Source organism: Desulfosediminicola flagellatus, assembly GCF_005116655.2.
Classification (GTDB): domain Bacteria; phylum Desulfobacterota; class Desulfobulbia; order Desulfobulbales; family Desulfocapsaceae; genus Desulfopila; species Desulfopila flagellata.
Genome location: NZ_CP050698.1, coordinates 1762238 through 1774883, shown reverse-complemented (window position 1 = coordinate 1774883; position 12646 = coordinate 1762238). Strand labels below are relative to the sequence as shown.

Genomic DNA, 12646 nt, shown 5'->3' with positions numbered 1-12646 from the left:
TGATTGCCTGTTCGTGCCAGCCAATCAGGCAACTATATCCGCAACCTTCTGAGCTGCATCTGCAAGGTTTTCAGCGTTGATAAGACTAAGCCCTGATTCAGCAAGAATCCGCCTGCCTTCATCCACGTTTGTTCCTTCCATGCGAACCACTACAGGTACATTCAGATCGATTTTCTTTGCAGCCTGAACAACACCCTGTGCCAGTACATCACAACGCAGGATTCCGCCGAAGATATTAATCAGGATTCCCTTCACATTAGGATCACTCAGGATAATACGGAATCCATTCTCAACCATTTCAGCATTAGCACCGCCACCAACATCAAGGAAGTTTGCCGGATTAGCACCCGCCTGCTTAATGATGTCCATTGTCGCCATAGCAAGACCGGCGCCATTTACCATATTGCCGACATTACCATCGAGCTTGATGTAGTTGAGGTCAAACTTGGCTGCTTCAAGCTCTGCAGGATCATCTTCAAATGGATCGTGCATCGCTTTAACGTCAGGATGGCGATAGACCGCGCTTGAATCGATATCCATCTTTGCATCCAGTGCAACAACGCCGTTCTCTTCTGTAATGATCAATGGATTGATCTCTACCATTGAACAATCGTAATCAACAAAGAGGTTATAGAGATTCTTCAGAATCTGCCCAAAGGGTTTCATTACCTCTTTTTCAAGCTCAAGGCCGAACATGACCTCACGGAGATGATATCCCTGAATACCAATCAACGGATTAACGAAGACCTTAATGATACGCTCAGGTGTACTGGCAGCAACTTCCTCGATATCCATACCGCCATCCTGACTGGTGACGATTGCAATTGAGGCAGTATCCCGATCAGGAATTATCGAAAGATACAGTTCCTTCTTGATATTTACGCCTTTCTCCACCAGAACTTTGCGTACCAGTTGCCCTTCCGGACCTGTCTGCTTAGTTACCAGTGTCATGCCCAGAATATCTTTTGCAGCGCTGGACACTTCTTCAGCCGCTCGGGCCAGCTTAACTCCTCCGCCTTTTCCTCTACCACCGGCATGAATCTGCGCTTTTACAGCTACCGGAAGTCCGAGTTTTTCTGCGATACTCTCGACTTGCGCCACATCATCGGCTACCCCACCTTCGGGTGTCGGAACATCGTATTTGCGGAACAGTTCTTTGGCCTGATATTCATGAATTTTCATAAATACCCCCTTGGGAGGCAACCGGCCCCCTTAAGGGACCGGCTGCTTCTATGGAAATAAGTGAGATTTCAGCTACGATTTGTAGCTGCTAACGTTGAACTACGCCTTAGGAAACCCTATGGATTTGAGGGTTTCGGTGATCTCGTCGAGAATGACTGGATCATCTATGGTAGAAGGCATGCTGTATTCCTTGTTATTGGCTATCGAGCGCATGGTACCACGCAGGATCTTGCCTGAACGAGTCTTCGGCAACCTTGCAACCTGAGCAGAATCGCGGAAACATGCGATCGGTCCGATCTTATCACGAACCATCTGCACCAGTTCTTTCTTGATATCTTCTTCTTTTCTGTCTACGCCAGCTTTCAGCACAAACAGTCCGACAGGCAACTGACCTTTCATCTGGTCATGAGTTCCGAATACAGCACACTCAGCAACATCCGGATGTCCTGCGATTACTTCTTCCATGGCACCAGTAGACAGACGGTGACCAGCTATATTGATAACGTCATCCATACGACCCATTACATAAATGTAGCCGTCCTCATCAATATATCCACCATCACTGGTCTCGTAATAGCCAGGGAAGTTAGTCATATACGATTTAATGAAACGTTCTTCGTTGCGCCATAAGGTGGTGAGTGTTCCAGGAGGCAAAGGCAGTTTTACAACTATGTTACCTTCAGTATTCGGTTCAACGACGTTGTTATCGTTGTCGAGAATCTGAACGTTCCAGCCCGGCAATGCCTTAGTAGGAGAACCTTCTTTAACAGGTAATTCTTCGATACCACGACAGTTACCTGCAATGGCCCAACCAGTTTCAGTCTGCCACCAGTGATCAATTACCGGTACTTTCAGCAGATCTTCGGCCCAATGCAGCGTATCAGGATCTGTACGTTCGCCAGCAAGATAGAGACATTCAAATTTGGACATGTCATATTTCTTGTAAAGCTCACCATTTGGATCTTCTTTCTTGATCGCTCTGAATGCTGTCGGAGCAGTAAACAGGCACTTGACGTTGTGCTCAGATATTACACGCCAGAAAGCACCGGCATCAGGTGTACCAATCGGCTTACCCTCGTACAGGACAGTAGTAGAACCTTGAATCAGCGGTGCATATACAATATAGGAGTGACCAACAACCCAACCAACGTCAGATGCCGCCCACCAGACTTCACCCGGATCGATATCATACAGGTTCTTCATGGTCCAGTTCAGAGCAACCGCGTGACCGCCGTTATCCCTGATAACCCCTTTAGGCATTCCGGTGGTACCGGAAGTGTAAAGGATATAGAGAGGATCAGTTGCTTCAAGCTCAACACAATCTGCAGGCTGTGCTTTTGCTGCAATTTCGGTCCAGTCAAAATCGCGACCAGGAATCATTTCTGCCTTAATGATGTCACGCTGGAACATGACCACTTTTTCTACCTGATGGGTAGACTGCTCGATTGCGCCATCGATGAGAGGCTTGTAGGCAAGTGTTTTCTTACCTTCAATAGCGCCCGAAGCAGCAATAATTACTTTTGGTTGAGCGTGATCGATACGAATTGCAAGTTCATGAGCTGCAAAACCACCAAAAACCACCGAGTGAATTGCACCAATTCTAGCACAGGCAAGCATTGCAACAGCTGCTTCAGGAATCATCGGCATATAAATAATAACCGTATCGCCTTTAACTACGCCAAGGTCTTTCAACCCCCCGGCAAATTGCGCGACCTCACCCTGCAGTTCCTTGTAGGTGATTTTCCTGATGGTGTTTGTTACAGGACTATCGTAAATGATAGCCGTCTGATCTGCACGTCCACTTTCGACATGACGATCAACGGCATTATAGCATGTGTTCATTTTACCGCCGGGAAACCAGCGGTAGAACGGAGGGTTTGATGCATCCAGAACAGAGTCACACCATCTGTACCAAGTAATACCTTTTGCGGCTTCCGCCCAAAATTCTTCTGGGTTGTCGATACTACTTTGAAAAACGGCATCAAAACTAGTCATAATCACTCCCCTTTTGGTCTGATTTTAGTCCACCGGTCCACCCTAACCACTTCCATCTGTATACAGCAATCGCATAGATACGGCAAGTACTTTATTAAACGTTGTTACATTTTAAGAGACTACAGCAATCGCCTCCAAAATCCACCAAGATAAAAAAATACGTTTTTTCAGGTATATAAAAGACTAACGCTCAAAAGACAAAACACGCTTAAAACAAATAAAAAAATTGTGTTATTATTTAAAAAAAGATCCTATATATCTATTTTAACGATATTTTATTGACAACAAATATCAATAGGATAATAATGACAATAACATTGTTACTCTAATCATTTTATAACAAATCATATTTATGAAATATCCAACAATTTCTTATTCTTCCGAGCAAACACTTTGTAATAAAGTGACAAAATGTGTCAATTTTATCTCAATGTATTTATGCATTTTTTCTATAAGAACGTTGTAAAGATGAAAAAAAAGCGCTTAACAACATGGTACAAACCCGTTTCCTGAATGAACACCTGTTTGCCGCTCATGTTATCTCAGGAAAAATATTGTTTCACATAAGCACAAATGAACAATTGAATGCCCAAGTCATATTTTTTTAATAGAGAGCATAACGTGTCGGGCTTCCAACGATAAGTAGGTTTTTTATAAGTATTACAACCAATATATACGTGAACGAAGAGAACAGAATGGACCTGCCAATACCTGGAAAATACGGAAAAAAATCATTTTCACAGGTCATCCCCGTGAAAATCATTCTCCCTGTGCTGCTCTCAATGTTTCTCTTTATCGCGACCTTCTTCGGGTATATCCTCCCGAGAATGGAAGACCAACTCATGGAGAGAAAGCGTGAAATGATCCATGCGCTCTCCAATTCAGCTATGAGTTCAGTCAAGCATTATGCAAAGATGTCACTGAATGGTGCCTTAACAGAAAAAGAAGCAAAACAGCAGGCTATCAATCATTTACGTGATCTGCGGTACGGCCCTGACAACAAAGATTATTTCTGGATCAACGATACATATCCACGCATGATCATGCACCCCTACCGGCCTGATCTCGAAGGTAAGGATGTCACCGACGAAACTGATCCTGCAGGGCAAAGACTGTTTCAGGATTTTCTTGCCGCCGTAAAATCAGAAGGGGCCGGCTATGTGAACTACCACTGGCAGTGGCAGGATGATCCATCAAGAATTTTTTCGAAAATCTCCTACGTTCAGGAATATCTCCCCTGGCAGTGGGTCATCGGCACAGGTGTCTATGTTGAGGATGTTCACGCACAGGTTGCCGCTATAACCCAAAACATGACATATATATTTCTTGGAATCCTCCTCATTATTTCCATACTCTCTGTATATATAATCTGGCAGGGAACCAGTGTTGAAACCAAGCGCCAGGAAATGGAGATTTCCTTGCGAAAAAGCGAAATTCGCTATCGGCTGCTTACTGAAACCGCAAAAGAAATGATTCTGCTTCTTGACCGTGACCTTCGCATAAACTACGCTAACACGTCGTTTAGTAAAATCTGCGGTTATCCTATAGATTCAGTTATCGGCAAATCTATTCTCGATATTTTGCCGCCCCCTCATCAACAGGAATTTCTCCACAAGATTGACAGCACAAATTCTGACAACAGCAACGATTCTATGCTTGAAACAGAATTTGTCTCGGCTGACAGTCATCACGTGCCGATTGAAGCCACATTTGCAATAATGGACAGCTCAAGCGGACCACCGACATTCCTTCTAACTGCCCGTGATATTACAGATAAAAAGCGAGCAGAAGTTGAAGCAAAGCTCCGCCAGGAGCAACTCATGCAAACCAACAAAATGGAAGCATTGGGAACACTCGTTGCAGGCGTGGCGCATGAAATCAACAACCCCATCTCTTCAGTTATGTTGAATTTCAAGGTATATGAACGATTCTGGGACGCTGCTCAACCAATACTCGATCTACACTACTCTGAAAACACCGATTTTGAGATAGGCGGTATGCCGTACATGCAGCTTCGCGACCGCATGCCAAAACTCCTTCACTTCTCACAGGATGGGGTTTCCAGAGTCCAGCGTATTGTAGGAGAACTCAAAGAATTTTCACGACAGGCACCATCAGAACTCAAAGAAGCTGTCAACCTTAATCAGGTTGTTGAGACTTCCATCGGCCTGCTCTCAAGTGTAATAAAAAAGGCTACTCAGGATTTCAAGGTGACGTATGACGAAAATCTGCCTATACTTCCCGGTAATAGTCAACGCCTGGGTCAGGTTATCATTAACCTGCTGGTAAACGCCTGCCAGGCCACAGATTCACCTGACAAGCCAATACGGGTTACCACCCATTATCTTGAAGAATCAGAAGAAATCATTCTCGAAGTAGCAGACCAGGGTGTCGGCATGACTCCGGAATTACTCGATAGAATAAAAGACCCGTTCTTCACAACTAAACGCGATATCAGCGGAACAGGGCTCGGTCTTTCTATTTCAGATACAATTATTCGAAACCACCATGGCTGGCTGAATTTCAAATCAGAACCTGACAAAGGCACTATCGCCACGGCGCGACTGCCACGTTATGACATGGACGAAGTAGCAGGAAGAATGATATGACTGGCACACTCAACCCATACGACCCGATTCTCGTTATTGACGATGAAGAAGCAATACTTCTTTCAGTAGACACCATATTAAACATGGCTGGCATGAATAATGTCATTACCTGTGCCGACAGTCGTCAGGCGATGGCGATTATTGAGCAGAGAAAACCAAGTGTAGTTCTGCTTGACCTCAATATGCCGCATGTAAAAGGTGAAATTATTATTGAGAAACTGTCGGAACTGTACCCGTCAATACCCGTCATAATAATTACAGGAAGAATTGATGCAGAAACCGCAGTTCATTGCATGAAATCAGGTGCGTCAGACTATATAGTCAAGCCGGTGGATGAAGAACGCTTGCTTTCAGCAGTAAAAAAGTCATTACAATCAGGCCAGGTAACCATCCAAAACACGTTGCAAGAGTGTGATAATATAACCGAACGACTAGATCACCCGGATGCGTTCAAAACCATTGTAACGCGTAGCCTTAAAATGGTTGAAATCTTTCAATACATCGAATCCATTGCAACTACTGACCAACCGGTTTTAGTTCGAGGTGAAACAGGAACCGGCAAAGAGCTTATCGCACACGTTATACACAACCTCAGTCAGAGGTCAGGCGAATTTGTGGCGGTTAATGTTGCAGGCCTTGACGATAACGTTTTCTCTGACACCCTTTTCGGCCATGTCAAAGGTGCATTCACAGGTGCAGAGGCTGATAGACGCGGCCTGCTGGAACGCGCAAACGGCGGCACTATTTTCCTTGATGAGATAGGTGACCTCACCCAGGCTTCACAGGTAAAACTTCTTAGGCTTTTGCAGGAAAACGAATATATGCCTCTCGGCCAGGATAACGTCCGAACAAGCAGCGCGCGTGTCATTGCTTCAACTCACGTAGATTTATGGGACATTCAAAGAAAGAAACTCTTCAGAAAAGACCTTCATTACAGAATACGTACCCATCGCATCCATGCACCACCATTGCGCGAGCGTAAAGAAGATCTAGGATTACTGAGTGCTCACTTTCTACAGCTTGCCGCCACCGCTTTAAATAAAAGTATTCCTAAAATGCCTGCTGAGCTCATAACATTACTGGAAACCTATAACTTCCCGGGAAACATTCGCGAACTTCAGGCTATGATTTTTGATGCTATGGCGCAAAACAAAAACGGAATATTGTCGCTCATGGTATTTCGCGAACATATGGCTCGAATGCGCAAACTTGATATGGCGGAAAACACCGTCAACTTCAATACCTCCCCTTCATTCACCCAGAGCGATGTATTACCAAGCATCAAACAAGCTACCCGTATGCTCATTAAAGAAGCGATGACCAGAGCAAATAATAATCAATCTATCGCGGCCTCACTTCTCGGCATATCCCAACAGGCTCTCAGCAAACGACTTAAAAATTTTTCTGAGGAGAAGTAGACGCCGACAACTCTAGTGTCATGTCATGTGTCAAATGTCGTAATAATGCGAAGCTTTTTCTCTTCCTGCAAGGCACGACTGATTGAGCATAGTAGCGCTATGTAACAGAAGGAGTAACGAAGTCAGGAAGTGAAAAGGGCGAGCAGAATTAGACATCTGAGGCATGACAGGACACTAGCCACAATATACGTATTACAATCAACTTTTAAAGCATCCTGCTAACACACTGTTATTTGGCCAAAACATCTTGCAAGCCCACACCATATCCACAATGTAACACTGGCAGGATCACCGTATTTGTGATATCCGTACCTGTTCAACTGGTAACTCGTTACCCATCCATTTCAACTCCGGAACCCCTGAATCTGTAGAAATACCTACATGAGCAACGCAGCTGCCCAGTCTCAACAAACACGAACAGATACAAAGAGCATAATCAAATAACTATTCAACGAACCACATTGCTTACGACATGAAAAAAGAATTCGATTTCTGGCAAGACCATTCAGACACATTTCTCACAATGGCATACTTGTATGATAGACAGGAAGTTATCGATAAACCAGATGGATATGGCAGTAAAACGGGTGATTGCGGGGACACAATCACGATCTACCTGCAAATACACAACGGCTGCATCAAGCAACTGAGGTTCAAATTAGAGGGATGCTTAAATACCAATGCCTGCTGCAATGCGCTGGCACAATTGATTGAAGGTAAACCTCTCGAGAAATCATGGGATATAACGCCATCTCAACTTATTGATTATCTCGAAACTCTGCCATCAGACCATCATCACTGTGCCGAATTGACTGTAGGCACCTACTACCTTGCCCTGGCCAGCGTCAAGAAGGAGTAACCACATTCTCTACATACCACACATCTCCCCCCTTCGGCACCTTCAATTACTCTCCAATATGCTGATTAAAAGATACTTTTCCGATATGTTTTCATTTAAAAATAGTGTTTCACTCAATACCGGTAACGCTATTCCCCTTACAACTTTTGTTGTAATCACAACATTTATTGTAATGTCGTATAACCGTGCTAAATCAGCATAAAAACCAGAATGAAAAATATCTAACAACTTTTGTTGTAACCTCCAACAACACGAACACCAGCCCTAACTTCCTGTTTTAACAACACTTAACAAAATATCAATACTGGCATTACTCTTGCTTTATAATTCACATGATTAAGCGCCTATCCCCAACGCATGTGGGAAGAGGAAACACACAAACTTTTTTATGGAGAATAGAGCATGGCAGACGCAAAAGGCACCCCAATGGCAAACCCTGCAGTAGTCGGCTTGGCTGGTTTCGGCCTGACCACCCTGATCCTCCAGCTTCATAACCTCGGCCTATGCGGCGTCGGCCCTATTGTAGCCCTTGGCTTCATGTTTGGCGGACTCGCACAGATGATAGCCGGCTTTCAGGAATTTAAGGTTGGTAATAACTTTGGCTACAGCGCCTTTGTTTCCTACGGCGCATTCTGGATTTCACTTTCAATTATTTTCATGCTCAACCATTTCGGCATCTACAAATCAAGTGGTACCGATATAGGCTGGTTCCTTGTAGTCTGGACTCTCTATACATCTATTCTCTGGTTTGCAGCTCTTCGCATTCACGGTGCAATGGCATCGACCTTCACCTTGCTGCTTATCGGATTTATCCTGCTCGACCTTGCACATTTCGGATATCCGGCAATGACCAAAGTTGCAGCGTACGTACTTATCCTTTGCGCCCTGAATGCATGGTACATGATGGCACACGTTATCTTCATGCAGATATTCGGTCGTGACGTTCTTCCTGTTGGCAAGCCTTGGATTGATCCACAACCTGCTCAGGAAAAACAAATGCAAGCGGCAAAAGCCTAAAAATAAATATCGCTCTTATGCGATCCCACGCAGTACCCGGTAAGGGGCCACCCACCACCTTCCTCGGTCCCTTACCGACTCAAATGTAATGTCTCCATCCTGTCAGCGGATTTAAATCTCCAACAATTTAATAGCAACACCACAAACCACTAGTCCACCCTACCCGCTATTTTTTTTGGTATCCGCCTGACAGGGTTGTTTAATTGAACACTTAATGAATTTCGAACCTTCTCCGGCAAAAGCAGACTGCACAGATGCAATAACATACATAGTTTCTCACAGGGAGTATCAACCAATTAGCAGTCAGACTCAGGTAATCGACACTGAAAATATTTCTATACGCAACACACTACAAAAAGAACACTTCAGATCATCATCACAACCTGCCAATCGTATGGCATTTCAGTATGTTAAAAACTACATGACAGGTAAAGTTACTTTTGTATATAGTTTCCGGAAATCTTACCCATATATGTTCACTCTTCACCTGTTCATTCTTCGAAAAACCATTCCTGCTAAACAGACGAGATGTCATATTAACCCTAAAAAGTCCTACAGTTCTGTCATGCCTCAGATGTCTAATTCTGTTCGACTGATCTCGACAAATAGGATTGATTGAAACAAAATCATGAGATAATCGCGTGCCATTCAATTTCCGTACTATTTTTTTAACCGCATCCCAGAATAGTCAGGGAAAATAGTCGCACATCACACATCTCATTGTTATGCCATGCTATCCTCACAATACAAAAATTTCATTGTCAAGTAGAACAGATACCACAGGGTTGTATTTTAATACGCATAATCACACTCAAACCTTGCGTTTTTTTCCTGATCTTATATAGATCATTGATATGTTGTTACCTTATTATGGAATTACAGACATTTGTAATTTTTCAAATTAGCTAGACAATGGCACTTCTGGTTAATAATCCAAAAATTTGAATTTGAGGTTATATTTTGGTATCTCCAGCTTTGCGACATATCCTTGTAGCTCTCATTTTCCTGCTGTGCTCCACTCATTCCGTCCACGCTTCCATAATATCCGGTAAACCGATTTTCGATCGTGCCCAACACGGTGATGTAAACGCACAGAGTTACGTAGCCCATCTCTATGCTACTGGTAACGGTGTAAAACAGGATTATTCAAAAGCGAAATACTGGTATCAGCGCATAGTGGATCATGAAAATGCTGATGCAAAAATTGTCGCCCATGCCAACCTGTTACTTGGGATTATGTACAATACAGGGAAGGGAACTGACCGAAGCTACCAGAAAGCGATGACATGCTACAAAGTTGCAGCCAGCCAGGGATATTTCGATGCACATATAAGTATCGGACACCTGTATGCTCAAGGCTTAGGAGTTCAACAAGATCTTGACAAAGCACTCTACTGGTGGGAACTGGCACAGAAAGAAGGACACCCTAAAGCAGCCAGCCTGGTTCTGCTACTGAAAAAAGAGATGACCAATAAGGCAAACAGAATGAAAGGATAGGTTAGAAATAGATATTTCAAAGCTCAGGTGAGTCCCCGAAACACGCCTTATGTGAGTAATATTTTTTGAAAATAATGAAGAGGTTAGTTGATAAGCAAGCAAAGCGAATCCTCGTAGAAAAGTCATTCCCTGCCAGGCTCCTGAGTCACGACTCTCGTAAGGCAACTGCAGGATCAAGATCGGCCGCTCTCATGGCAGGATGAAGACCAAAGATAAGCCCGGTCACCAATGCTGACATCGGGGCCATTACTATCGCAAACACTGAAAAAGCAATATCCCATCCCGCATAAAATTGTATAGCATACGCAAGCACTACTCCTCCTAATGTTCCCCAGACTCCTCCTGACAGAGTGAGTAACATCGAGTTCCACAAATACAGCCAGACAATACGACCCCGGCTTGCCCCCAGAGCCATTCGAAGACCTATCTCCCGTGTCTGCTCCGAGATATTTGCGAGCATTACATTCATAACCCCAATGCCTCCGACGAGGAGCGAAAGCCCCGCAATAGCCCCCATCACCAGAGAGAATATCTGCTGACTCTCCCGTGCTTCACTCAATAAAGTAAAAGGAACTACCATTCTAAAATCCTGCACCCCTCTATGAGTGCGCAACAACATATGCTGTAACTGCTCTGCTGTCTGCAGGATATGCTGTTCAAGTTTGCTGTTCAGCAGCACCACCATACCATCCAGCCTCCGGGCTCCGTATACAGATGTATTATCCACAAGGGCTGTAATCGGCAATATAACTGCCCGATCAAAATTAAGTGCAGACAAGCCTGTACCTTCAGTCAACAAACTCCCCCTCGGGCTCAGCGCGCCGATCACAGTCAGGGCGATACCATCAACTTTCAAGATTGATCCACGAGCAATATGCAGTTCCCTGGCTATTGAATCACCAACCACACAGTAATTCATGGCGGATTTCTCATCGATAGGATCAAACACCCTTCCCCAGTTCAAAGTAAGTTTTTCAGCTGCAAACCACTGCCATGAAGCACCTACTACGGTAGCATTCGAGGATAATATTTCTGTTGATACAACACGGTTTTCCCTTCGCTCATAGGCACCGACACTGCCATTATCTCCAAGCCATAATCGCAGCTGCTCAACATCTGTCATGGTCAGGCCCGATGACAGATTAGCGACAGTAGCCTTTTCAGAACGTGCTGCCGTTGTTGATTCCTCCACCCGTAAAGTATCTGTCCCAAGCGATGTGATTTTTGCCAGCGTTTTTTGCTTAGCACCTTCACTAATTGACAACATGGCGATCAGTGCCGTTATACCTATCCCAATTCCCAGGCTGCTTAACAATGACCTGAGCGGTCTGCGGCGAATGCTTGCAAAGGCGTCTATAATATCGAGCAGATACAAACCGACACTCACCCAGACACCTCGCTCACCCCGGCTCTGGCTTTCTGCAATGACAGATATGATGTACCATAACTGATTGCATCTGCTTCGTGTGTCACCATGACTACCGCCCTGCCCTGCCTCGTCTGTTGTTTCAACATACCCAGTATATTTTTTGAGTTATTTTCATCCAGACTTCCGGTTGGCTCATCAGCAAAGATGATGTCAGGCTCACGTGCAAGTGCTCTGGCAAAAACTACCCGCTGCATCTCACCACCTGACAATGTTGCAGGATGCCTATCAATTAAATTCCCAAGTCCGACATAATCAAGCAACTGACTACACCGTCGCTCAACCTCTTTGCGTTCGACCCACTCCCCGTAATGAAAAGCCAAAGCAACATTTTCCAACACAGTCTTATCTGCAATCAAGTGAGGCGTCTGATAGATAAATCCGAAAGAACTGTTACGGACGCGGGCAACATCAAGCTTGCCTGGAATAAATAACGAATTGCCCTTATATTCGACATCTCCGGTTGTTGGGTGATCGAAGCCGCTGAGGATATTAAGCAAAGTGGATTTCCCGGAACCACTCGGCCCAGTCACAATAAGGAAATCACTTTCAGCAACCTCAAGAGATACCTTTTCAAGTGCATGGACCTGCCTTCCACCTAGCGCGTAGCTACGGCTTATATCAGTTGCTTTAAGAAACATGA

General features: G+C 44.5%; 9 protein-coding genes. 5 read left to right on the top strand and 4 right to left on the bottom strand.

All coding sequences use genetic code 11. The features are described from left to right. Positions 1-24: 24 nt before the first annotated feature. On the bottom strand, positions 25-1182 hold the full coding sequence (gene sucC, locus FCL46_RS07400) for an ADP-forming succinate--CoA ligase subunit beta (protein ID WP_136806994.1): 1158 nt from the start codon (positions 1180-1182) through the stop codon (positions 25-27). Positions 1183-1281: 99 nt separating this feature from the next. Beyond that, the gene (locus FCL46_RS07395) at positions 1282-3177 is read right to left on the bottom strand and encodes a propionyl-CoA synthetase (RefSeq protein ID WP_136806993.1); all 1896 of its coding nucleotides are present in this window, start codon (positions 3175-3177) and stop codon (positions 1282-1284) included. Positions 3178-3872: 695 nt separating this feature from the next. On the opposite strand from FCL46_RS07395, the gene FCL46_RS07390 reads away from it, so the two are divergent. From FCL46_RS07390 to FCL46_RS07370, 5 genes are all read left to right on the top strand, one after another. After that, a complete protein-coding gene (locus FCL46_RS07390; protein ID WP_136806992.1) occupies positions 3873-5786 on the top strand; it encodes a cache domain-containing protein in 1914 nt (637 codons plus the stop codon). After that, positions 5783-7204, top strand: coding sequence for a sigma-54-dependent transcriptional regulator (locus FCL46_RS07385; protein WP_136806991.1), 1422 nt, complete (start codon positions 5783-5785; stop codon positions 7202-7204). The genes FCL46_RS07390 and FCL46_RS07385 overlap by 4 nt, the downstream gene beginning before the upstream one ends. Before the next feature lie 472 nt (positions 7205-7676). Continuing rightward, positions 7677-8063, top strand: a complete 387-nt coding sequence (locus FCL46_RS07380; RefSeq protein WP_136806990.1) for an iron-sulfur cluster assembly scaffold protein — start codon at positions 7677-7679, stop codon at positions 8061-8063. A 402-nt stretch (positions 8064-8465) separates the two neighbouring features. Next, the gene (locus FCL46_RS07375; protein ID WP_136806989.1) at positions 8466-9080 is read left to right on the top strand and encodes an acetate uptake transporter; all 615 of its coding nucleotides are present in this window, start codon (positions 8466-8468) and stop codon (positions 9078-9080) included. A 960-nt stretch (positions 9081-10040) separates the two neighbouring features. After that, positions 10041-10577: a tetratricopeptide repeat protein gene (locus FCL46_RS07370; protein WP_136806988.1), complete on the top strand. Its 537-nt coding sequence runs from the start codon at positions 10041-10043 to the stop codon at positions 10575-10577. A gap of 145 nt (positions 10578-10722) precedes the next feature. On the opposite strand, the gene FCL46_RS07365 is transcribed toward FCL46_RS07370, so the two are convergent. After that, positions 10723-11964 carry an ABC transporter permease gene (locus FCL46_RS07365; protein WP_136806987.1) on the bottom strand — a complete coding sequence of 414 codons (1242 nt, stop codon included), beginning with the start codon at positions 11962-11964 and terminating at the stop codon, positions 10723-10725. Continuing rightward, entirely contained in the window at positions 11961-12644 is a 684-nt protein-coding gene (locus FCL46_RS07360) for an ABC transporter ATP-binding protein (RefSeq protein WP_136806986.1), read from the bottom strand. The genes FCL46_RS07365 and FCL46_RS07360 overlap by 4 nt, the downstream gene beginning before the upstream one ends. Between the last annotated feature and the right edge of the window lie 2 nt (positions 12645-12646).

What these genes read in the sequence shown, in the direction of transcription:
- sucC (WP_136806994.1), bottom strand. Translation starts at nt 1,182, where the DNA reads ATGAAAATTCATGAATATCAGGCCAAAGAACTGTTCCGCAAATACGAT.
- FCL46_RS07380 (WP_136806990.1), top strand. Translation starts at nt 7,677, where the DNA reads ATGAAAAAAGAATTCGATTTCTGGCAAGACCATTCAGACACATTTCTC.
- FCL46_RS07385 (WP_136806991.1), top strand. Translation starts at nt 5,783, where the DNA reads ATGACTGGCACACTCAACCCATACGACCCGATTCTCGTTATTGACGAT.
- FCL46_RS07375 (WP_136806989.1), top strand. Translation starts at nt 8,466, where the DNA reads ATGGCAGACGCAAAAGGCACCCCAATGGCAAACCCTGCAGTAGTCGGC.
- FCL46_RS07395 (WP_136806993.1), bottom strand. Translation starts at nt 3,177, where the DNA reads ATGACTAGTTTTGATGCCGTTTTTCAAAGTAGTATCGACAACCCAGAA.
- FCL46_RS07360 (WP_136806986.1), bottom strand. Translation starts at nt 12,644, where the DNA reads ATGTTTCTTAAAGCAACTGATATAAGCCGTAGCTACGCGCTAGGTGGA.
- FCL46_RS07390 (WP_136806992.1), top strand. Translation starts at nt 3,873, where the DNA reads ATGGACCTGCCAATACCTGGAAAATACGGAAAAAAATCATTTTCACAG.